The organism is Thalassobius sp. Cn5-15 (genome assembly GCF_022347685.1).
Classification (GTDB): domain Bacteria; phylum Pseudomonadota; class Alphaproteobacteria; order Rhodobacterales; family Rhodobacteraceae; genus Thalassobius.
The window spans coordinates 75,090-98,170 of record NZ_JAKRGF010000002.1; the positions used below are offsets into that span (position 1 = coordinate 75,090).

General features: G+C 59.0%; 20 protein-coding genes. 9 read left to right on the top strand and 11 right to left on the bottom strand.

All coding sequences use genetic code 11. The features are described 5' to 3' along the window. Positions 1-51 precede the first annotated feature (51 nt). Positions 52-939 (top strand): LysR family transcriptional regulator ArgP, encoded by an 888-nt coding sequence (locus MHM86_RS06205; RefSeq protein ID WP_239197081.1) that lies wholly within the window; start codon positions 52-54, stop codon positions 937-939. A gap of 570 nt (positions 940-1,509) precedes the next feature. Here MHM86_RS06205 and MHM86_RS06210 read toward each other — a convergent pair. From MHM86_RS06210 to mgtE, 5 genes are all read right to left on the bottom strand, one after another. Next, positions 1,510-2,250, bottom strand: coding sequence for a YebC/PmpR family DNA-binding transcriptional regulator (locus tag MHM86_RS06210; protein WP_239197083.1), 741 nt, complete (start codon positions 2,248-2,250; stop codon positions 1,510-1,512). A 120-nt stretch (positions 2,251-2,370) separates the two neighbouring features. After that, positions 2,371-4,149, bottom strand: a complete 1,779-nt coding sequence (locus MHM86_RS06215) for an SLC13 family permease (RefSeq protein WP_239197085.1) — start codon at positions 4,147-4,149, stop codon at positions 2,371-2,373. A gap of 148 nt (positions 4,150-4,297) precedes the next feature. Beyond that, on the bottom strand, positions 4,298-5,119 hold the full coding sequence (locus MHM86_RS06220; protein WP_239197087.1) for a TIGR00282 family metallophosphoesterase: 822 nt from the start codon (positions 5,117-5,119) through the stop codon (positions 4,298-4,300). A gap of 69 nt (positions 5,120-5,188) precedes the next feature. Continuing rightward, positions 5,189-5,746: a 5-formyltetrahydrofolate cyclo-ligase gene (locus MHM86_RS06225; protein ID WP_239197089.1), complete on the bottom strand. Its 558-nt coding sequence runs from the start codon at positions 5,744-5,746 to the stop codon at positions 5,189-5,191. Continuing rightward, on the bottom strand, positions 5,743-7,191 hold the full coding sequence (gene mgtE, locus MHM86_RS06230; protein WP_239197091.1) for a magnesium transporter: 1,449 nt from the start codon (positions 7,189-7,191) through the stop codon (positions 5,743-5,745). Before mgtE ends, MHM86_RS06225 begins: the two co-directional genes overlap by 4 nt. A gap of 164 nt (positions 7,192-7,355) precedes the next feature. Between mgtE and MHM86_RS06235 the strand changes: the two genes are divergently transcribed. Further along, the gene (locus MHM86_RS06235; RefSeq protein WP_239197093.1) at positions 7,356-7,973 is read left to right on the top strand and encodes a CatB-related O-acetyltransferase; all 618 of its coding nucleotides are present in this window, start codon (positions 7,356-7,358) and stop codon (positions 7,971-7,973) included. 27 nt (positions 7,974-8,000) lie between these two features. On the opposite strand, the gene rpiA is transcribed toward MHM86_RS06235, so the two are convergent. Further along, positions 8,001-8,789 (bottom strand): ribose-5-phosphate isomerase RpiA, encoded by a 789-nt coding sequence (gene rpiA / locus MHM86_RS06240; protein ID WP_239197095.1) that lies wholly within the window; start codon positions 8,787-8,789, stop codon positions 8,001-8,003. Between the two features lie 167 nt (positions 8,790-8,956). Between rpiA and MHM86_RS06245 the strand changes: the two genes are divergently transcribed. From MHM86_RS06245 to MHM86_RS06255, 3 genes are all read left to right on the top strand, one after another. Beyond that, entirely contained in the window at positions 8,957-9,658 is a 702-nt protein-coding gene (locus tag MHM86_RS06245) for a glutathione S-transferase family protein (protein ID WP_239197097.1), read from the top strand. 1 nt (position 9,659) lies between these two features. Then, a complete protein-coding gene (locus MHM86_RS06250; RefSeq protein WP_239197099.1) occupies positions 9,660-11,033 on the top strand; it encodes an L-serine ammonia-lyase in 1,374 nt (457 codons plus the stop codon). Positions 11,034-11,174: 141 nt separating this feature from the next. Further along, positions 11,175-12,128, top strand: a complete 954-nt coding sequence (locus MHM86_RS06255) for a DMT family transporter (protein ID WP_239197101.1) — start codon at positions 11,175-11,177, stop codon at positions 12,126-12,128. On the opposite strand, the gene MHM86_RS06260 is transcribed toward MHM86_RS06255, so the two are convergent. Further along, on the bottom strand, positions 12,079-12,765 hold the full coding sequence (locus MHM86_RS06260) for a thiamine diphosphokinase (protein WP_239197103.1): 687 nt from the start codon (positions 12,763-12,765) through the stop codon (positions 12,079-12,081). The genes MHM86_RS06255 and MHM86_RS06260 overlap by 50 nt on opposite strands. Positions 12,766-12,946: 181 nt before the next feature. On the opposite strand from MHM86_RS06260, the gene MHM86_RS06265 reads away from it, so the two are divergent. Then, positions 12,947-15,025, top strand: a complete 2,079-nt coding sequence (locus MHM86_RS06265; RefSeq protein ID WP_239197105.1) for a hypothetical protein — start codon at positions 12,947-12,949, stop codon at positions 15,023-15,025. Positions 15,026-15,106: 81 nt separating this feature from the next. Here MHM86_RS06265 and MHM86_RS06270 read toward each other — a convergent pair whose 3' ends face one another. Further along, positions 15,107-16,216, bottom strand: coding sequence for a GGDEF domain-containing protein (locus MHM86_RS06270; RefSeq protein ID WP_239197107.1), 1,110 nt, complete (start codon positions 16,214-16,216; stop codon positions 15,107-15,109). 242 nt (positions 16,217-16,458) lie between these two features. Continuing rightward, on the bottom strand, positions 16,459-17,160 hold the full coding sequence (locus tag MHM86_RS06275) for an HAD family hydrolase (protein ID WP_239197109.1): 702 nt from the start codon (positions 17,158-17,160) through the stop codon (positions 16,459-16,461). A 159-nt stretch (positions 17,161-17,319) separates the two neighbouring features. Here MHM86_RS06275 and MHM86_RS06280 point away from each other — a divergent pair, with 159 nt between their 5' ends. Further along, a complete protein-coding gene (locus MHM86_RS06280; protein WP_239197111.1) occupies positions 17,320-17,823 on the top strand; it encodes a MarR family transcriptional regulator in 504 nt (167 codons plus the stop codon). Positions 17,824-17,840: 17 nt separating this feature from the next. Here MHM86_RS06280 and MHM86_RS06285 read toward each other — a convergent pair whose 3' ends face one another. Both MHM86_RS06285 and MHM86_RS06290 read right to left on the bottom strand, forming a co-directional pair. Further along, complete coding sequence (locus MHM86_RS06285) at positions 17,841-18,128, bottom strand: DUF3572 domain-containing protein (RefSeq protein WP_239197113.1); 288 nt, start codon at positions 18,126-18,128, stop codon at positions 17,841-17,843. Positions 18,129-18,216: 88 nt separating this feature from the next. Continuing rightward, positions 18,217-19,347, bottom strand: coding sequence for a type III PLP-dependent enzyme (locus tag MHM86_RS06290; protein WP_239197115.1), 1,131 nt, complete (start codon positions 19,345-19,347; stop codon positions 18,217-18,219). A 125-nt stretch (positions 19,348-19,472) separates the two neighbouring features. Here MHM86_RS06290 and MHM86_RS06295 point away from each other — a divergent pair, with 125 nt between their 5' ends. Continuing rightward, on the top strand, positions 19,473-19,907 hold the full coding sequence (locus MHM86_RS06295) for an Lrp/AsnC family transcriptional regulator (RefSeq protein ID WP_239197117.1): 435 nt from the start codon (positions 19,473-19,475) through the stop codon (positions 19,905-19,907). A 141-nt stretch (positions 19,908-20,048) separates the two neighbouring features. Next, positions 20,049-22,946 carry a valine--tRNA ligase gene (locus MHM86_RS06300; RefSeq protein WP_239197119.1) on the top strand — a complete coding sequence of 966 codons (2,898 nt, stop codon included), beginning with the start codon at positions 20,049-20,051 and terminating at the stop codon, positions 22,944-22,946. Positions 22,947-23,081 lie beyond the last annotated feature (135 nt).

The window sequence follows — 23,081 nt, forward strand, 5'->3', positions numbered from 1 at the left end:
GCAGGCTGATTTAATCAAATTAAAGAAACTATCATAGGATTAGAAATTCTAATGCTTGACTACAGCCAGCTGGAAACCCTCGCCACCGTTCTGCGCCTGGGCAGTTTTGAGGCGGCCGCGCAGCACCTGCACGTCACCCAATCTGCTGTCTCCCAGCGCATTCGTCAGCTAGAGGAACGCATTGGCGCCCCACTGGTGCAACGCGGCAGCCCCTGTGTGGGCACGGAAACTGGCAAACGGTTGGCGAGGCACGCGCAGGAAGTGGCCTTGATGGAAGCGCGCGTCACTGGCGCCCAGCCTGATCCACTGGCCCGGCTGCGGATTGCGGTGAATGCCGACAGCCTGGGCACGTGGGTGCTGGAGGCATTAGCCGAGGTGCCCGATCAGCTGTACGAGATTATCGTCGACGATCAGGACCATTCCAGCGACTGGCTGCGTCGGGGCGAGGTGAGCGCCGCAATCACCGCCCAAGAGCGCCCTCCGCAAGGATGCAACTCGATTCCGCTGGGTGTGATGGTTTATGTGGCCTCTGCCAGCCCCGAATTCATGCGGAAATACCTGCCCCAGCCTGTGGATAAGTCATCTCTAGAGGCCGCTCCGATGCTAGTTTTCAACAAAAAAGATACTTTGCAAGATGTTTGGATAAAAAGGAATTTTGGACTTATCCACAGCAAAAGGTCACACACAATTCCATCCACAGAGGGTTTCGTCACCGCAGCACGTCTTGGGTTGGGTTGGGGCATGAATCCACAGGTACTTGTGGATGAATTTCTGGCCGATGGCCGCCTTGTTCGGCTTGTGGAAAACAGCGACCTGCTGGTGCCATTATTTTGGCAGTCCCCCCGGCACCTCTCCGACAGCTTAGCGCCAATCACTGAGGCAGTCCGCCGTGTATCAGCAGAGAGATTACCCCCTATGGATACTTCTGTGGACAAGTAAACGTCGTTGCAAATACCTTATAAATAATAGTTATACATAATTTAACCACAGACTTATCCACAGCTGATTCAGGAGTTCAGCCAGAGAGGCGATGGGTGGAATTATCCACAACTTATCCACAGGTTTATCCACAATATATTTCAAGCTGGCAAAATTTATACAAAATATCACAGTGTCAAAAAAATTCTGACTGTGGATAAGTCAGATGTCACGATGTTGGCACGGGACCTGCAGCTGATGAGCCTGCCGTGATATCGTCCATATGGGATAAAAATGCCCTAATTCAGCGCTGCAGACCAGCGGAAAACCTATGCGATGGGATTAAATCAGGGGGCGGAACGGCACGGGCTTCGCTGCTCAGTAATGAGCTATGAAATGACTCTTTTGGATAGGAAGAGCGCTACTTATGAACCATATAAAACTTAATAGAGTCAAAAAGACATGAAATTCAAACACCCTTCCCTGCCAAAATCGCCCCTCAGATCGCGCAAAATACAAAACGGCGCCCGATTGGACGCCGTTTTGATCTGAGAGATCACTTCTAGGGCCGCACCAGCGGTTGAGAGAGGCTTAGAGCTGCTCCATCACCTCATCCGAGGCCTCGAAGTTGGTGGTCACGCGCTGCACGTCATCGTCGTCTTCCAGCGCGTCTACCAGCTTCATCAGCTTCTGCAAGCCTTCCAGATCCAGTTCGGTGGTGGTGGTGGGCTTCCACACCAGTTTGGTCGATTCAGATTCACCCAGCTCTGTTTCCAATGCGCCAGAGACCTCATGCAGATCGCTGTCAGCGCAGTAGATCAGGTGTCCCTCTTCCGAACTTTCGACATCTTCTGCACCAGCCTCGATCGCGGCCATCATCACGGTGTCCGCATCGCCCACGGCTGCAGAATACGACACCTCCCCCTTACGGTCGAACATGAACCCCACGGAGCCGGTTTCACCCAGATTACCGCCATTTTTGGTAAAGGTCGAACGCACGGTGGATGCGGTACGGTTGCGGTTGTCGGTCATCGCCTCAACGATCACGGCCACACCGTTCGGACCGTAGCCCTCATAGCGGATTTCTTCGTAATCATCGCCTTCACCGGCTGCCGACTTCTTGATCGCGCGGTCGATCACATCCTTGGGGACGGATTGGCTCTTGGCTTCTTTGACCGCCAGACGCAGGCGCGGGTTCTTGTCGGGATCAGGGTCGCCCATTTTTGCGGCGACAGTGATTTCTTTCGACAATTTGGAAAACAGTTTAGACCGCGCGGCATCCTGACGGCCTTTGCGGTGCTGAATGTTTGCCCATTTTGAGTGGCCAGCCATGGCACCCTCCGTTCATGTAATCCTGTTTGTCCCGATCTATAAAGGAGCGTCGCAGGGGGCTGCAAGCCTGCCGCCTCTGTCAAAGAGGTGAAAACGCGGGTTTTCAGCCCGCTTGCAGGATCACAGCGGCCAAATCACCGGAATAAGCGCCGAAGCCAGCAGCCCCATCGTGATGTTGAGCGGCACGCCGACCTTCAGAAAGTCGGTGAATTTATAACCGCCCGGGCCGTAAACCAGCATATTGGTCTGATAGCCAATAGGGGTGGCAAAACTGCAAGAGGCTGCGACCATCACCGCAATAACCAAGGGGCGCGCGTCCAATCCCATCACATCCGCCAGCCCGATAGCAATCGGCGTCACCACCACTGCGACCGCGTTATTAGACACCATTTCCGTCAGCAGCGAGGTCAACAGGTAAATGGCCCAGACGATAAAGAAGGGCGGCAACTGCGTCAGATAGGGTGCGATGGCCTCAACAATCAAGGAGACAGCCCCGGTGTGCTGCAGTGAAGCGCCGATGGCCAACATGGCAAAGATCAGCGCCAGCAGGCGGCCTTCGATAAAGGAAAACGCCTCATCACTGTCGATGCAACGACTGACCAGCACCACCGCCACACCGATGATCGACAAAAGCAGCAGTGGCGCAACCCCCAGCGCGGCAAGGCCGACGATGGCCAAAAGAGTTGCCACCGCCAGTGGCGCGTGACCACGGCGGAACGCCTTTACCGACGGGTGGGTCACGTCCACCATATCCATATCAGTGGCAAGGCGCTGGATGTCCTCCGGCGCGCCTTCCAGCAGCAGCGTATCGCCCACGCGCACCACCTGTTCGTCCAACTGACCGCTGATATTCTGATTCCGCCGGTGCAGAGCCAGCGGATAGACACCATAGCGACGGCGCAGACGCATGGATCCCAGCGCACGTCCGACCATTTTACAGCCCGGCGTGATCAGTACCTCCACCGTTGATGTTTCCACCGCGCCCACCTGATCCAGTCGTTTCAGGCTTTTGTCACGCTGCAGCGACAACAATTCGGTCATCTGGGTGCGCAACACCACGCGGTCGCCGACCTGTAGCACCACATCCTTCATGTTGCGGCGCAGAGAGCTGTCCCCGCGCACCACGTCGATCAGGCGCACACCTTCACGTTTGAACAGCTGAACGCCGGTGACTTCGCGCCCGATCAGGTTCGATTCAGGGGGGATCACCGCCTCGGTAAAGAATTTCATCTTGGATTTGTCGGACAGCATCGTCGCCATTGTGGTGCGTTCTGGCAGCAGATGTCGACCAAAGAAATAGAGGTAGATCATCCCCCAGGCAACCAGCACAACTGCCAGCGGCGTAATCTCAAAAATACCAAATCCTTCAAGACCTTGGGAACGCGCAACACCATCCACCAACAGGTTGGTCGAGGTGCCGATCAGCGTCAGCGTACCGCCAATGATCGCAGCATAGCTGAGCGGGATCAGCATTTTAGAGGCAGAAACACCCATTGTGCGGCCCAGCTGCACGAAGACAGGGATCATCACCACCACAACCGGTGTGTTGTTCATGATCGCAGACGCCAGCACGACAAAAACCATCAGAACTGCAATCGCCAGCTTTGGATTGGTGCGCCCTGCCCTGTCGGCCATATTCGTAAAGGCCGCCAACGCGCCAGTGCGCACAAGGGCCCCCATGACAATAAACATCGTCGCAATCGTCCACGGTGCGGGGTTTGACAGCACATTGAGCGCCAGATCATAAGGCAAAAGCCCCATCGCCAAGAGCATCGCAACACCAAAGATTGCCACCACTTCGGTCGGGAAAATCTCTTTCATGAACAGGGCAAACATGCCCAGCACCACACAAAGGCTCAGCACCGCCTGACCGGTCTGCGACAGTTCAATTAACGCCATATGTTCGCCTGACATTTTTGTTTCGGGCAGTTTCCACCACCACGCGCCCAGCAACAAGGGCTTTGTGCGTTGAGGGATGACGGCACATAGGCCCCGTCACATCCATACCATAGCCAGAATCGCGCCAACTGCAGCGCTGGCGTGGCCCTTAAACGGGCGCAGGCCCCGCCTGTTCCAGACGGCCGCCATGACGCACCATCTTGACCAGTGTAGCCTTGCCAGTGCGGTCATCGGTTTCGACGTAAACGCCAGATAGCGTCGCTTCGCCCAATGCGGGGGTGAAACGGGATTTTGGCATGCCGGTCACAAAACGACGCATTGGCTCGGCTTTTTCCATTCCGATGACACTGTTGTAATCGCCGCACATGCCGGCGTCGGTCAAATAGGCCGTGCCTGCGGGCAGGATTTGCGCATCACCGGTGGGCACATGGGTGTGGGTGCCAACAACCACGCTGGCACGGCCATCGCAGTAGTGGCCCATGCCCATCTTCTCGCTTGTCGCTTCGCAGTGCATATCCACCAGTGCGGCCTGTACCGCACCGCCAAGGATATGCTGACGCAGCACCGCATCAACGGCGGAAAACGGGTCGTCAAAGGCGCGTTTCATGAACACATTGCCCAGAACCTGCGTCACCAGAATCTTGCGTCCGCGCCGATCGGAAAAGACACGGTGGCCGCGCCCCGGCGCACCTTTGGCGAAGTTCAGCGGGCGAATGATGCGCGGTTCACGTTCGATGAACTGCAACATGTCCTTCTGATCAAAGGCGTGATCGCCCAGCGTCAGGCAGTCCGCGCCCGCATCCAGCAGCGCCTTGGCGTGTTCCGCCGACAAGCCCATGCCATTGCTGGCGTTTTCGCCGTTCACCACAACAAAATCCAGCCGCCACGCGTCGCGCAGCTTGGGCAGGTTTTCCACCACGGCGCGCCGTCCGGCCCGCCCCATCACATCGCCTAGAAACAATATCTTCATAAGCTATGGGATTAGGCGGCGCTGTCGCCTGTGGCAAGAGGGTTTGGCGGGTTTCGGGGGGCGCAACACTTAAAACGTAAGGATCTCTGCTTCTGTCACGATCATATCGAGCGGCTGATCGGTGGGTTCCAGTGGCAGCTCTGCCGCTTGTTGCGCACCGTAAGCGAAACCGATCGCCATGCAGGGGCCAGCCGCACGCAGCTTTTCGAGCGTGCGATCATAGAACCCGCCGCCATAGCCCAGCCGGTTGCCTTTGCGGTCAAAACCAACCAGCGGTACGATCAGGATTTCCGGCGTGATGAAGTCATCCAGCGCAGGAATCCAGGCGCCAAAGGGGCCATCCTTCATCTCACACCCCGGCTCCCAGCGTGAAAACTGCAGCGGCTGCGCCTCGCCCATGATGACAGGCACAGCAACGGGACCATGCGCTGCGGCCTCTTCCATCGCGGGCAGCGGGCTGATTTCGGTGCGGATCGGCATATAACCGGCCAGCGGCACGCCGCGGTAGCCTGCCAGAACCTGGCTCAGCAGCGCGGAACGCCCCACGAGGCCAGAGTTATGCGCCTCTTTGCGGCGCGCAAAGGCCGCTTTGCGCGCCTCGGCCTTGATAGCAGTCAGATCGGTCATAGCAGAACCTTTGCAGCCAGCCCCAGAAAGGCCAGAAAACCAACAACATCCGTCACCGTAGTGACAAAGGGACCAGAGGCAAGCGCCGGGTCAACATTTGCCCGATCCAACGCCATCGGGATCACAATCCCGCCCAGCGCCGCCGCCACATGGGTGCCCAGCATCGCCAGCCCAATGACCAGCGCCAGCATCGGCACACCAAACCATAACACCGCAACACCGGCCATGATCGCGCCGAAGAGCGCCCCATTCAGCACCCCAACCGACACCTCACGAAACAGAACCCGCATCGCGTTCTGCGATGTCAGGTCACGCGTGGCCAGCGCACGCACAGTCACGGTCATCGTCTGGGTGCCCGCGTTGCCCCCCATCGAGGCCACGATGGGCATCAACACCGCCAGCGCCACCATCTGATCAATAGTGCCGGAGAAAAGGTCGATCACAAGGGAGGCCAGAATGGCCGTCATCAGATTAACCCCCAACCAGAGCGCACGGCCCTTAGCCGCGTCCCAGATGCTATCTGACAGGCTGGCCTCATCCGCAACACCGGCTAGGCGCAGGATGTCTTCTTCGTGCTCTTCATCCAGCACGATCATCGCATCATCGATGGTAATAACCCCGACCAGCCGGTCATTTTCATCCACCACTGGCGCCGAAATCAGGTGGTACTGGTTAAACGCATAGGCAACATCTGCCTCATCCTGCGTGACCGGGATGACCTCAAACACCTCTTCGACCAGATCGACCAGCGGCACATCGCGGCGTGACGACATCAGTTTGCCAAGCGTCACGTTGCCCTTGGGGTGCATCCGTGGATCGACAAGGACAATGTGGTAGAACTGTTCCGGCAGATCACGGGATTTGCGCAGAAAATCAATGGCATTGCCCACCGTCCAGTGTTCTGGGGCGGCGACCACCTCGCGTTGCATCAGACGGCCAGCGGATCCGTCAGGATAGCTTAGCGCCTGTTCAACCGCGACACGATCGGCGTCTTCCAGCGCCTCAAGGATCACCTCCTGTTGCGGCTCATCCAGATCCTCGACCAGATCCACCACATCGTCGGTTTCCAGATCGCGCACGGCCTCGACCAGAACTTCTGGCTGCAGGACGGCGATGATCTCTTCTCGCAGCCCTTCGTCCAGTTCCGATAGGATGTCGCCGTCAAATTCGCGCCCGTAGAGCTGCACAACACGGCGACGGTCATAGGTGTTCAGCTGTTCCAGAAGGTCAGCGATGTCTGCGGGGTGCAGCGGATCCAGCAACGTCCACAACTGCTGCTGATCGCCGGTATCAACTGTGTAAAGGATGCTGGCCACATCGCGGCGCGACAGCTCATAGTCGCCTTCGGTGGTGCCGTCGGGGTTCAGCTGCAGTTCGGTCGTTGGATCCACACGGTCCAAGAGGTCAGTTTGCGACAGATCCGTCTGATCGTTATTTTCGCTCATTTCTGCCTCCGAACTTCGCTGTTTCCCTCTTATCTGAGGGCGCAGACATCACACAATGGCCAGCACACCAAATGCGTAAAAAACCCGAAATTTTCTATGAGTGAACATTGCAGAGATCGTAACACAAGGCTACTGATAGGATCTGAAATAAACTCCAGTGCCTCATGCGTAATATCATCTCTGACACTGCCTTCGTTCGACGTCGCGCGCAACTAGAGGCCCCCGTCAATCTAGGCGAGGGCGTTATTATCGGGAACTGGGTCAAGATCGGGCGCTACAGCTATCTCAGAGATAACAGCGCCGTGGGCGGCGGAAGTGAAATTGGGCGGTTCTGCTCTATTGCCCGCGGCTGCGAAATCGGAGCTTCGGAGCACCCGACTTCTTTCCTTTCAACGCACCCGTTTCAATATTCTAACCGGCATTTCCGTCGCACCACAGGCTACAGGCAGTTTGAGCGCGTTACATTTGAAGAGCCGCAGGGCGCAAAAATCGGCCATGATGTCTGGATCGGTGCCAAAGCTATAATCTTGCGCGGTGTCACCGTCGGGCATGGCGCCATCGTCGCTGCAGGTGCTGTCGTGACCAAGGATGTGGCCCCTTATACCATTGTTGCAGGCGTCCCCGCCAAGCCCGTACGCAAACGTTTCCCTGATGACATTATTGCGCGCCTGCTGGCAGTCAAATGGTGGGAACGCGATCTTGCAGAGCTGGACGGTCTGCCCTTTGACGATATCACACTCTGTTTAGATATTCTGGAGCAGCCCAAACAATCGAACGTGTAACAGGCCATTGCCCCCCCGCCTGACAGATCAGTCGCCCAGATCGGCAAACAGATTGTCACTCTCGACAAATTCCAGCCGATCTTCGCGCACAGAATTGTCGTTGAGGTCGCGCAGTTGCACACGACCATCGCCATAACCGACAACAACAGTGTCACAGATATCCACAAACAACCCATTTTCCACCACACCGGGAATCTGGTTCAGCACCATCGCCAACTGACGCACATTACCGATGCGGTTCAGGTGCAGATCAAGGATATGGTTTCCTTCATCGGTGAAGAGCGGCGCAGCGCCATTCATTCGCAGGCTGCTGGTGCAGCCCATCACATCAAGACTGTCCAGCATCTCCTCCACCAGAGCCTTGGAGGTTTGCCAGCCAAAAGGGATCACCTCGAGCGGCAAGGGAAAGGCGCCCAGCGTTTCTACCTCTTTCGACGCATCGGTGATCACCACCATGCGGTCACTGGCAGTGGCGACGATCTTTTCCTGCAACAGAGCGGCGCCGCCTCCCTTGATCAGGTTAAATTCGTGATCGACCTCATCGGCGCCATCAATCGTCAGGTCAAGCCAGCGCGCCTCATCCAGTGAAATCACATCCAGCCCAACATCCCGCGCCAATGCGGCAGTGCGGGCCGAAGTGGGAACAGCACGGATGCGCAAGCCCTCTTCGCGCACCACTTCCCCCAGACAGCGCACCATCCACGCGGCAGTTGACCCGGTGCCAAGCCCCACACGCATGCCATCTTCGACAAATTCCACTGCTTTTTTAGCAGCGACGAACTTGGCTTTGTCGATGGGGGACAGCTCTCCGGTCATGGGATCCTCTCAGGGCGACAGCTTGTACAATTTGCGACAGTTATAAGCGGTTCCCTGCCTCTAAGCGAGAGGCAATTGACGTCATTTTTACCCCCTAATTGCGTCTTTCAGGAAATATGCGTCGCATTCAGGCTGGCGGCGACGCGCCGGTGCAATAGCCTGCCCTCATGGAACCGCGCTACACTCTACACTATGCCCCCGATAATGCATCGGCGATCCTACGGCTTGTGCTGGAGGAGCTGGATATTGCCTACACCACCCAATTGGTGGACCGGTCCACCAATGAGCAGAACAGCGCCAGCTACCGCGCGCTGAACCCAACGGGCAAGATCCCGACATTGATCACCCCACATGGTGCCATGTCGGAGGTTGCGGCCTGCCTGCTCTACCTGTCGGAACAACATAAAGCGCTGGCGCCAACAGCAGAGAGCGCCGATAGGCCCGCGTTCCTGAAATGGCTGTTGTTCACCGCCAACACGCTGCACCCTGATCTGGCGATGCATTTCTATCTGCATCGTTACGGCGATGATGCGGCGATAGCGTCAATGCGCAAAGCGGTGATCGAGCGGCTAAAGGACCACCTGACGCTGATAGATCGCCATATCAGCACGGATACGCCGGCCTATCTGGGCGGGGACCGCCTCAGCGTGCTGGATTTCTACGTGGGCTATACGCTGCGCTGGTGCGCGCTTTACCCGCGCACCCATGCCAGCTGGTTCCGCCTGTCTGATTACCCCGCACTGGCCCGACTGGCCGCGCGACTTGAAACCCGCCCCTCAATGGCCGCTGTGCAAAAGGCCGAAGGTCTGGGGCTTACCCCCCTGACCGCGCCACGCCAAGCCACCCCCCCTGAAGGAGTTGCGCTCTAACATGTTTTTATCTGTCTTCGATATGTTCAAAGTGGGCGTTGGCCCCTCCTCGTCTCACACGATGGGCCCGATGGTTGCGGCTGCGCGCTTCCTCGACCGGATGCGCGCAGCGCCCTTTGAACCGCATGGGGTGAAGGCCTCTCTGCACGGTTCTCTGGCGTTTACCGGCGTCGGCCACGCCACCGATCGCGCCACCATTCTGGGTCTCGCAGGCTTCCTGCCCGACACCTATGACCACGAAGCTGCAGAAGCCGCGCTGGCGGCGATCCACAAGGATCATCAGGTGCTGCCCGATGGCCTGCCCCCACTGCATTTTGATCCCAAAGCGGACCTGAAGTTTGATTTCGGCCCCGCGCTGGAAGGACATGCCAACGGCATGATCCTGATGGCAACAGACGCCCAAGGCGACGTGATCCTGCAAGAGACCTACTATTCCATCGGCGGCGGCTTCGTGATGACCGCCGAAGAGCTGAAATCGGGCAAGAACACCGATGAAGGCAGCCCCGTCCCCTACCCGTTCAAAACCGCGGATGAGATGATGGAAATGGCGCGAGACTCTGGCAAGAGCATCGCGCATATGAAAAAGGCGAATGAAATCTCGCGCGGCGGGGCGCAGAATCTGAAACAAGGCGTTGAACGCCTGTGGCAGGTGATGAACGACTGCATCGAACGCGGTCTGGTGAATGAGGGCGAACTGCCCGGCGGGTTGCAAGTCAAACGCCGAGCCAAGAGCATCCACGACGCCCTGCAGGCTGAACGCGGCATGAACCTTGTGGCACCGCATACGATCAATGACTGGATCAGCACCTACGCCATGGCGGTGAATGAGGAAAACGCCGCTGGCGGTCAGGTTGTGACCGCGCCGACCAATGGCGCAGCAGGCGTTCTGCCTGCGGTTATGCGCTACTGGCTGGACCACGTGCCCGGCGCGTCGCAGGGGAAGATCGAAGAGTTCCTGCTGACCGCCGCTGCCATCGGTGGCTTGATCAAGCACAACGCCTCTATCTCCGGCGCTGAAGCAGGCTGTCAGGCAGAGGTGGGATCAGCCGCCGCAATGGCCGCTGCCGGCCTGTGCGCAGTGATGGGCGGCACCGTTGAACAGGTTGAAAACGCAGCTGAAATCGCGCTGGAACATCATCTGGGCATGACCTGCGATCCGGTCAAAGGTCTGGTGCAGGTGCCCTGCATCGAACGCAACGGTCTGGGCGCAATCAAGGCGGTGTCTGCGGCCTCTCTGTCGTTGCGCGGCACGGGCGATCACTTCGTTCCCTTGGATGCGGCGATCGAAACCATGCGCCAAACGGGCCGTGACATGCACGAGCACTACAAAGAAACCTCGCTCGGCGGCCTGGCCGTCAACGTGCCAAACTGCTGATGCGCTAAACCGGGGGCAAAAAGCACGCCTTCTTGCCTGGGGCAATCTGACATCAGATTGCCCACCCATGCGCATCCGTATGCCCCGCTTCCCGTATTCCCCCTGCATTGCCAAGGCGCGTGATCCGTGAAAACTGGCCGTATGAGCCAGACACAAATCCTTGACCGCCCTCTCTTCGGCATCGCTTTGATGCTGGGCTTCTGCGTTGCTGCGCCGTTGGGCGATGCACTGGCAAAGCTTCTCTATGGAGTGCTGCCCTTGGGGGTTCTGGTGCTGTCGCGGTTTCTGCTGCAGGCGCTGTTTCTTGCGCCGGTGATGATCGCCTCACACCGCCCGTGGCGCTTAAGGGGGCGACAACTGCGCCTGCTGATCTGGCGCACCGTGCTGCATATCACTGGCATTGCTATGATGTTCACCGCCCTTGGCTATCTGCCGCTGGCCGATGCGGTGGCGATTGCCTTTGTCATGCCGTTCATCATGCTGCTACTTGGGAAATACGTGCTGCACGAACAGGTTGGCCCGCGCCGGTTGATCGCCTGTGTCGTCGGCTTCATCGGCACGCTACTGGTGGTGCAACCCAGCTTTGCCGCCGTGGGCTGGCCCGCGCTGCTGCCGCTGGGGGTTGCGGTCAATTTCGCCCTGTTCATGCTCTCAACGCGCCAACTGGCCAAGGACACCGATCCCATCGGCCTGCAAGTTGCCTCTGGCCTCATCGCCTGCGTGATCCTGGTCCCCGCACTGGTGATCGGCACGTGGGCGGGCATCACACCGTTGCAAATCATCTGGCCGCAAGGCACCGCAGCCCTTCTGGTACTGGCCAGCGGCGCGGTGGGCACGGCGGCGCACCTGATGATGACATGGTCCCTGCGCTACGCGCCTTCTGCCACACTCGCCCCGATGCAGTATCTGGAGATCCCTTTTGCCACATTGATGGGCTGGCTGATCTTCGGCGATCTGCCGGGCCCACTGGCCAGTCTGGGTATTTTCACGACGTTGGGTGCGGGGCTTTATATCATCTGGCGCGAACAGATCACCCAGCGCCAGATCATGCAGTCGCAGGCCACTGCGCAGGCTGAGCAGCCAGCGCGGCAATAACCGCCCCCAGCGCCGTCCGCGGCAGGATGAGCAGCATGCCCGGCTGATCCATCTCCAACCGCACGCGCCCAGACACTTCGTTTGAGGTGCCAATCATCCCGTCCGGCGCAAACGCCAAGCCCTCAATCGGCCATCGCAAACCGCATGACCGCCCCGCCACCGCCCGCATCGGAAACAGCGACAGCAATGACCCAACCGGCAACGCAATCTCCAGCACCGGCGGCGCAACCATGATCAGTTGATCCGCGTTCAGCAGGATACAGCGTTGATCAGCCCGGCGCACCAACACGTTCAGCGCTGCCAGCTGGTGATCCGCCCGCGATCCGTCAAACCCGACCCCCAACACCAATGGCGCTGCAATGCTGCGCAAAGCCTTGTCAAAATCGGTGCTGTCCTGTTCGGATATGTGATACAGTCGCCCGGATGGCAACGCTGCGCGACTGGCCGCTGACAGGCTGTCCAGATCGCCGATCACCGCATCTGGCACCACGCCAAAGGCCCGCGCATGATCCGCGCCGCCATCGGCACAGACCACTTCGGGCGCAAATCCGCGCGCCTCTTCAAATACGGGGCGCTCAACCCGCCCCGCTCCTAGCAGCGTCACAGGCGCCGCAGACTGCACAATCTTGTTCAACATGTGGCAATTCCTGCCGTTTTTGGAAGGAGACCACAATATGGACACAAAATGATACCGTTCTTTTCCAAGAATCGTTCACCTTTCGACTGGATATACTTGGTAAATTGAACCCTGAGACGCGACACATGCCCCCAACAGTGAGGTGGGCATGGCCACCTGAGGCGAGAAAGGCGAGTATACGATGGTTACGAACAACAAAGTACTGACGGTTTCTTACGGAACCTTCTCGTGCACACTCGAGGGGTTTGATGATTCCTTCGACACGATGAAGTCAATTGCGGAGTATTTCCGCGATCTGGCCGCAGACGACCGCTACTTTGGTGCCGAACCACCCACCCCCGACGCCGAAATGCTGGCCCGCATTGCAGAGCGCGAGATCGCCCGTCAGGTTGTTGCCCGCCAGGATGATGGCACCATCCACCTGCGCGCTGCCGAACAGGGTGCAGCGCCCGCAGTCGCCCCTGTTGCGACGCCACCTGTTGCGACGCCAGTTGCCGAACCGGCCCCCGCGGCCCCCGCGCCTGTTGCAGAAACAGCAGTGGAACCTCCTGCTGCCAAGGAGCCAGTCATCGAAGAACCCGCAGTCGTGGAAGACCCCGCTGTCGAGATTGCGCCAGAATCGGTTGTTGCGGAGGCGCCCGTCGAAGCGCCGGTTGAAGAGGTGATCGACGCCACTGCCGAAGAGGCGCCGATCGACATCGAACCTGCGGCTGCAGAAGCAGACGACGACAGCGTTGCCAACAAACTGCGCCGCATCCGCGCGGTGGTCTCGCGCAATGCCGAGGCAGCGCCGATCGAAAAGGCAATAAACGTTGCTGCCGACTACGCCGAAGAGGAATATTCCGAAGACGAACACGCCGAAGAGGCACCGCAGGAACAGATTCAAGAGCTGGTCGAAGACGTCGCCCATATCGACTCCGAACCAGAGGATGCCGACACACTGGCGGCTGCCACCGCAGAACTGAATGCCGAAGACGACACCGATGCCGCCGTTCTGGCCGCCATCGCGGAACTGAACGCAGAGGCAGCCGCCGATGTAACAGAGGATGTCGAACCCGAGGAAACCCACATCGAAGTGTCCGAAGACGTGGCGGCAGAGGCCGAAGACGACTTCGGCGCGATCCTCGCCGCGGTACGCAATGCCGAAGAGGAAGAGGCAGCGATCGACGCCCCTGTTGAAGAGCTGGCCGAAAAAGAAGAGCCGGTGGAAGACGTTACCGAGACGACCGAACCGGAAGCACCCGAGGCCGACGTTGCGCTCGAAAATGAAATCACACCCGAACCTGCGACTGTGCGTTCAGTACGTCCGGTGCGCGTGATAAAGATGAGGCGCGCCGACTATGAGGCCGGTCTTGCCACCGAAGCGCCTGATGCGTCCGAAGCAGGCCCCGCCACCGAAGCCACGCCTGCAGAAATGCAAGATGATGGCGCCCTCAGCGCTGAGGAGGAGGCAGATTTGCTGCGCGAACTGGCTGAGGTTGAGGCAGAATTTGCCGAGGAACCGGAACAGGATCTGGCCCCGGACGAGGTGCGTTCCATCTTTGCCGAGGAAGCCGGTGAAACTGATGTGTCACGCCTGATGGATAAAACTGTTTCCGAAATGGACAACCCTGAAGGCACCCATCGCCGCAACGCCATTGCCCATCTGCGCGCCGCTGTTCAGGCGACCCGCGCCGAAAGCGATGCCGGCAGTGTGCTGAATGATCGCGCCGGCGCCTCACACGCCTACCGTGAGGATCTGAACACTGTGGTGCGCCCGAAGCGCCGGGCACCCGAAACTGACACTGAAGAGGTCGCCCCGTTGAAACTGGTTGCAGAACAACGCGTTGACGACACGCCCGCACCTGTTGAACAACCTGCCGCAGCGGCCCCCGTTGCACCGCAGGCGGTGAAACCGGTGCGCCCGCGCCGTGTGCGTAAACTGCAACCGCAGCAGCCTGTTGTGGACAGCGCAGCGCCCTCACCCGCTGCTTTCTCCAGCTTTGCGGAATTTGCGGAAACTATGGGCGCACAGGAACTGCCCGACATGTTGGAGGCCGCGGCCTCTTACCTGTCGCATGTTGAAGGGCTTGACCAATTCTCGCGCCCGCAGCTGATGAAAAAGGCCCGTCAGATCGAAACGCTGGAGTTCAGTCGCGAAGACGGCCTGCGTTCCTTCGGGCAGCTGCTGCGTGACGGAAAAATTGAAAAACTGCAAGGCGGACGGTTCACCGTATCTGATCAGATCGGCTTCAATCCCAAGGCCCGCGCGGCAGGTTAATCCCTGATCCAAGATCGAAAAAACGAATACCATCCGGTTCACATCGGATGGTATATTTATTTATCTCCTGCGCTAGACGCATCAGGGATCAAAAAAGCGGAAACCGTTGCGGCCCGCATCCTTTGCTGCATAAAGCGCGACATCAGCATCACGCAGCAATTGATCGGGGTCGGCTGCGCCGCTATCACCTGAACAGGCGATGCCCATACTGGCCGTCACGAAACGTTGTTTCCCTTTGAATTCAAAGGGCTGCGCAATCTGGAAAATTAGTCGACGCGCCATCGCAGAGAGATCATCGCGAGTCTGGCTACCGATAAGAATAAGCACAAATTCATCCCCTCCCTGACGCACAATCGTATCCTCACTGCGCAATTCTTGCCGCAAGATCCCGGCCACATGTTGCAGGGCAAAATCACCCGCAGCATGGCCAAAGCTATCGTTGACCTGCTTAAAATGGTCCAGATCCAGATGCACCGCTGCAAAAGGCACCGGCGATTGGCGCAGCCTGCACAGGGTGTCCTGCAAAGCACGACGATTCTGCAGCCCGGTCAGCGCATCGGTATTTGCCAACTTTTCCGCCGCAGACCACGCCCCCCGTAAGCGACGGTTGAGCCGCAAGCCAGTGGCCATGGCTGCAGATTTCGCCGCGCTGAGCGACAGAATTTCTGCCGACATGTCGGTGGCAGGAAAATCCGCCTCCTCCAACTTCCCACTGCGCAACAGTCGTGTCGCGCCGGTGCCGAAGCTGACATTCATCAACCACCCGCTCTGATCACCAAGCGCCAGCGGCGTAATCGTAGCCCGTGCAGCAAAGCCACCGCCCAACGAACAGCGCAAGCGCAAATTCCCGCCATCCGGCAGCCGCATCGCCTGCCGCGGTGTCAGGCCGTTTTCCGGCACCGGTTGAAAGACCTCATCTACGTCCGCGCCCTCTACCACGCGGCCCACCAACAGCTTGCGCATTGACGGGCCACAGGCGACGATCTGCCCGCCCTCATCCAGCAGCAGATAAAACGGCATCAGCGCATTGAGCGCCCGCACCCATTCCACCGGCAATTCCAGCGCCGCCGGATCAACCGCCGCTGCACCAAGGGATTGGAGCCGTGGCGTCGGCGCGTGGTCAGACTGGAACCCCGCCGATGGATAGCCGCTGGCGAGTGTGGGCGCCTGTTTCCTCAACGGCCGTTCCATCAAATGCCCCCCTGCGGAACCAAACCCCGCAAGAAGGACTGCGATCGGCCACGTGACATGGATCCGCCAGCCTGCGTCCGGCTCACAGATTCGGCGGCATATTTAGATTTGGACACAAACATCGTCTTCCACGACCGCACAGGCCGCGCCCCATAGTACTGATCCTCAAGATCGCATACAGAAGTTAAGAAGAGATTTACGTTTCAGAAAATGACGCAAGGACACCCGCGTCAAAGGCAGTTTCAACTGTCCAGCCATTGCGGCAGCGCGCCGATATTTGGCAAAACAACATCCGCCAGAGGCGCCAGATCATCCGCACCCGCGATGCCGGTCAGCACCCCAATTGTCACCATACCTGCCGCGCGGCCGGCCATCAGATCATGGTTGCTGTCGCCCACCATCGCCACCCGTCCGGGTGACAGGCGCATGTGGTCACAAAAGGCCAACAACGGCGCGGCGTCAGGTTTGGCACCAAAACCACTGTCAAATCCCGCAATAAAATCAAAATGGTCCTGCACCCCAGCGCCCTGCAGGTGGGCCAGCGCGCCCATTTCACTGTCATTGGTCATCACGCCCAGCGCCAGCCCGCGCCCCGAAAGCGCGGCGAGCAGCGGCGACAATGGCACGGCGGGTGCCAGCGGGGCATGGGCCGCACTGGTGTTCATCCGCAATTCCAACGCGTCCAGATCAACACCCGGCAATGCCTGTGCAACACATTCCGCTGCCTCACGACCCGTTCCCGCGATGACAGGGCTATGCGGCATGAACTGACCATTGGGCAGATCAAAGGCAATGGCCGCTGCGATTTCGGCGGCAAGCGCTGCGTCACCCTCGGCCAATTCGACAATCAAATCTGCCGCCCAGGCGTCCCAAGTTGCGCGGAAATCAAACAGGGTTCCGTCCTTGTCGAACAAGATTCCATCCAGCTTGCGCGGTGCGGTCATGTGGGCCCCTCATTGATCCGGAGGCGCCTTTGCGCACCCCGCCCTTTTTAACGCACATTAGTGCGAAGAAGTTGCCGCAAAGGCAAGCGGTTTCACTTTTGTGCCCCTGTGCCGTCGCGGCGGAAATGCACAGCTTATGCTCCAGTGGGCACGGTTCCGGTGGGCTGGCTGCTTGACACTGCCGCCCGCTTGCTGTCGGGTTCGGCTATGGCACATTCCGACCGCTACAGATTGCATCACTCGCTTGGTTACCACCTGTCCATTGCTGCCCGTCAGCAAGAAAGGCGACTGGATGAAGACCTGAAAACCGCAGGGCTGACTCGAACAACTTGGTGCATCCTCTTGGCCATCGGCAACGAGGGCCTGTGCCAACCATCTGATATTGCTGATTTTGTCGGAATTGACCGCACCGCCACCTCCCGCGCATTGCGCCAGATGGAACAAAAAGGTTGGCTAGAGCGGCGCGAGGGTCTGAATGACAAGCGCACGCGACAGGTCTTGCTGACAGCAACCGGCGCGGCGCTGATCCCGCGCTGCACACCGTTTGCGCAGGACAACGCCGCGATCCTGCGCGCCCCCTTGACCGAGGAGGAGGAGGAGGAGCTGAAACGCCTGCTGCTGAAACTACAGGGCAGTGGAACGTTACCCTTGCCGACGCTTTAATCTGCAGCGGGCAAACGTCAGGTCCAGTGGATTTGCGCGCCGCCGGGCAAGGCGGCGCGGGCCTGCATCAGACCGTCATATGGCAGGTTCAACGCGTCGCAACAGGCCATCACCCAAGCGTCATCCATCAGCAGGAAATCAAGGACCGAGGCCAGAAACTCTACACTTCCCGCCTGCTGGCGCAGATCGTCCTGCCCCACCCCCGTGGCGCCCATAAAAACTGGCAACAGCTCTTCGTTTCCAGCAAGCCACGCCAGCGCCTGCAGCGCACGGGTTTCGGCAGCATCAGCGGAGAGAATGGACATTGGCGGCCTCTTGGCAGGGATTGGGTTGGATTGGATTGGCCCAACATCTGCCATGAATGCCGCCCTTGAACAAGATGCACGACGACCGTTAGTCGAGCGCCGCAACCGTCACCGGACGCCCGACGCCGTAGCCGTTAAATCCGGTTGAAAGCGACAGCGAATAGGCCCCCATGCCGGAAAACAGCACATAGTCGCCCTCAACCAACGTGTCAGGCAACTGCACCGGTTCCGGCAGCTGATCCAGGCTGTCGCAAGTCGGGCCAAAGACCATGCGCGGGGTCATTTCACCATCGCGTAGCGCGCCGGAACTGGACACAGACCGCAGGCGATCCACGGCGAAAATATCGCGAAACTCGAACAACCCGCCATAAAGCCCATCGTTGAGGAACACCGCCCCGCTGTCGCGCACCGCCTTCACCCGTGTGGCCAGCGTAAACGCCTCTGCCGCCAAGGCACGACCCGGTTCGCAGATCAGCTCAGGCACCGCCGTGCCGAAGGCCCCGGCCGCTGCAGCGCGGATACCGTCAAAGATCCGCTCCAGATCCGGATTGACCCCCGCACGATGCGACGCAAAACCGCCACCGACGTTCAGTCGGGCAATCACCACACCAGCCGCTTGGGCGACATCTGCCGCCTCTTGGATATAAGCAGCCCATGCGGCGGGATCATCACATTGCGTGCCGGGATGAAAACAGAGGCTGGGGCGATAGCCCCGCGCCGCCACCTCTTTCAGCAGCGCTGTCGCGCCTTCAGGCCCGACACCGAATTTGGCGCCGAAATCATAGGCTGCACCCTTCACCGGCAGGGCAAGGCGCACCGTAACCTCCAGATCCGTGCCAAGGGGGGTGAGTTTGTCCAGTTCCGACAGACAGTCGATGGAAGCAGAGGTGATGCCGTATTGAGCCGCCTCTGTCACTTCAGCGATCGAACGCACGGGGTTGTTATAATGCAACACCGCCTCAGGGCAGACCGCGCGCACCGCCGCCATTTCCGCAGGGGACGCCACATCGAAGGCCGTGATCCCAGCAGCCACCAGATTGACCAACACCGCCTCATCCGGGTTGGCCTTCACCGCGTAGGTCACAAGCCCCGGAAACCCGTCCAGAAACCGCTGCGCCGTCTGTTGCAGCACCACGGGCGAAAAATACATCACCGGATGGTCGGGCTGTTCGCGCCGCAGATGATGTTCGGGGCTCAGCCAATGGGGATCGGGGCGCATAGATACCTCTTGTTGTTCGTGCGTTGTTTTTCCTGTGCCTGTTCAGTATTCCCCGCCTTTCGGTCACACTGCACAGGCAGGATGATCGGTTTGACAGTTTTCAACGTCTATTTTACGAATGAGCCATGCAAAACGACGATATTGACCAGCGCCTCTTGGCCCTCTTGGGTGAAAATGCCCGCATGCCAGTGGCACAACTCGCACGGAAATTGGATCTGGCGCGCACCACCGTGCAGGCGCGGCTGGAGCGGTTGGAAACCAACGGCACCATCAGCGGCTATACCGTGCGGTTGGGCGAAGCCACACAGCGCCCGTTGCGGGCCACCGCGCTGCTGTCCGTCGAACCCCGCGCCGGCCCTGCGGTTCTGGCACGGCTGAAGGCGCTGCCAAATGTGGTGCGGGTACACACCACATCGGGACGTTTTGACATGATCGCCGAAATTAGCGCCATCACCACCGAAGAGCTGGATGAAACGCTGGATTGGATCGGCGAGGCCAAAGGTGTGCGCAGTTCCGAAAGCCTGATCCACCTCAGCACCAAGATTGATCGTGGCATGTAATCGTCTGTGGCGGGCTGTGCGTTGTGGCAGACGCGTGGGGCGCAAGCCGTGTTCTATTAAGGGGATGCGCAGTAACGGCTTTTCCTTCACGCCCCAATTCTATAGACCGTTTTGAAACGGATTTGACACGAGATCATGATCATGGCGATGGAAAAAACCTTCAACGCGGCCGAAGCTGAGGCGCGGCTGCTGAAAGCTTGGGAAGACGCGGGCTGTTTCAAGGCAGGCGCAAACGCAAAGCCCGAGGCCTCAACCTACAGCATCATGATTCCGCCCCCGAACGTGACCGGCGTTTTGCACATGGGGCACGCGTTCAACAACACGCTGCAGGACATTCTGATCCGCTGGAAACGGATGCAGGGGTTTGACACCCTGTGGCAGCCGGGCACCGACCACGCGGGCATCGCCACCCAGATGGTTGTGGAACGCACGCTGGCTGAAACTGGCCAGCCGTCGCGCCGTGAGCTGGGCCGTGAGGCGTTTCTGGAAAAAGTCTGGGACTGGAAAGAACAGTCTGGCGGCACCATTATCAGCCAGTTGAAACGTCTGGGCGCGTCCTGCGATTATGACCGCACCGCCTTCACCATGTCGGGCGCCCCCGGTGCCCCTGCCACAGAGTCGGAGGGCAATTTCCACGACGCGGTGATCAAAGTCTTTGTTGAGATGTATAACAAGGGTCTGATCTATCGCGGCAAGCGTCTGGTCAACTGGGACCCGCATTTTGAAACCGCGATTTCCGACCTTGAGGTGGAAAACATCGAGGTTGCGGGCCACATGTGGCACTTCAAATACCCGCTGGCGAACGGCGCGCGTTACACCTACGTCGAAAAGGACGAGGATGGGAACATCACGCTGGAGGAAGAGCGCGACTATATCTCTATCGCAACCACCCGTCCGGAAACCATGCTGGGCGACGGTGCGGTCGCGGTGCACCCTTCGGATGAACGCTATGCGCCCATCGTTGGCCAACTGTGTGAAATCCCTGTTGGTCCCAAAGAGCACCGTCGTCTGATCCCGATCATCACAGATGAATACCCTGACAAAGACTTCGGCTCGGGCGCAGTGAAAATCACTGGCGCGCATGATTTCAACGACTATCAGGTCGCCAAACGTGGCGGCATCCCGATGTATCGCCTGATGGACATGCAGGGCGCGATGCGGGCCGATGGTGCACCTTACAGCGAAGAGGCTGGCAAGGCGCAGGCTCACGCCAAGGGTGCGGAGTTCACTGAAAACGAAGTGGACGGCATCAACCTCGTCCCCGATCACCTGCGCGGTTTGGACCGGTTCGAGGCACGGAAAGCCGTGATCAAAGAGATCACCGATGAAGGTCTGGCGGTGATGGTCGAAGTGACCAAAACCGTGAGGGATGACGACGGCAATGAGTCCGAAGTCACCGAGACCGTGGCATATGTCGAAAACAAACCAATCATGCAGCCCTTCGGCGACCGCTCCAAGGTGGTGATCGAACCAATGCTGACCGATCAGTGGTTTGTCGATACGGCAAAAATCGTCGGCCCGGCTCTGGACGCGGTGAAAAACGGCGACGTGAAAATCATCCCCGAAAGCGGTGAGAAGGTCTATTACCACTGGCTGGAAAACATCGAGCCGTGGTGTATTTCGCGCCAGTTGTGGTGGGGGCATCAGATCCCGGTTTGGTTTGACGCCGACGGCAACCAGTATTGCGCCGCGAGCGAGGCAGAGGCGCAGGCCGCTGCTGGAGAAGGCGTTGCACTGACCCGCGATCCCGACGTTCTCGACACTTGGTTCTCCTCCGGCCTCTGGCCGATCGGCACGCTGGGCTGGCCGGAAAACACCGATGAGCTGGCAAAATATTTCCCCACTTCGACGCTGATCACCGGTCAGGACATCCTGTTCTTCTGGGTGGCCCGGATGATGATGATGCAGTTGGCTGTGGTCGATGACATCCCGTTCGACACCGTCTACCTGCACGGTCTGGTGCGCGATGCGAAGGGCAAAAAGATGTCGAAATCCACCGGCAACGTGGTGGATCCGCTGGACATCATTGACGAATATGGCGCCGATGCGCTGCGCTTCACCAATGCGGCGATGGCGTCGATTGGTGGCGTGCTGAAACTCGACATGAAACGGATCGAGGGCTACCGCAACTTTGGCAACAAACTGTGGCAGTCGCACATTCTTGCCGAAATGAACGGCGTCTTTGACGTTGATTGTTCCGCCCGTCCCGAACCGACCCATGCGGTGAACAAGTGGATCATCGGCGAGGTGGGCCGCGTGCGTGAACAGGTGGATAAGGCGCTGGCCGACTTCCGCTTCAACGACGCGGCGCAATCGCTTTACGCCTTCTTCTGGGGCAAGGTCTGCAACTGGTACAACGAATTTACCAAGCCCTTGTTCCAGAACGATGATCTGCGTCTGGAAACCCAGCAGACCATGGGTTGGGTTCTGGATCAGTCGCTGATGCTGCTGCATCCGATCATGCCCTTCATGACCGAAGAGCTGTGGTCAAACCGTGAGCGCGCCAAGATGCTGGTCCACGCCGACTGGCCGACCTACGGCGGCGAACTGGTGGATGAGGCTGCGGATGCGGAAATCACTTGGGTGATCTCGATTATTGAGAACATCCGCTCCGCCCGTGCGCAGATGAACGTGCCGGCGGGTGCCTTTGTGTCGCTGGTCCAGACAGAGGCTGATGAGGCCGCCCGCGCCGCGTGGGGCAACAACGAAGCGCTGATCAAGAAGATGGCGCGCGTTGAAGGCCTGAGCGAAGCAGAAGCCACGCCCAAAGGCTCCGTCGCGATTGCCGCCAAAGGCGCAACCATCGTGATGCCGCTGGCCGACCTGATTGATGTTGCGGCAGAAAAGGCGCGTCTGTCGAAGAAACTGGGTAAGATCCAGAAAGAGCTGGGCGGTCTGAAAGGGCGTCTGAACAATCCGAAATTCGTTGCATCGGCCCCCGAAGAGGTGATCGAAGAGGCCCGTGAAAACATGGCCCTGCGCGAAGAGGAAGAAACCCAGTTGAACGCTGCACTGGCGCGTCTGGCGGAACTGGACTGATCCAGTCGTCAGATAAAGGATTGAAGGGCTGCCTGCGGGCAGCCCTTTTCATTTTTGTGGTCAGTGCCGCGATGGCGGCATTCGAGTGCCCACTGCAACACTGAAAAAGGGATCGTTTAGCTCCCTTTCTGACCT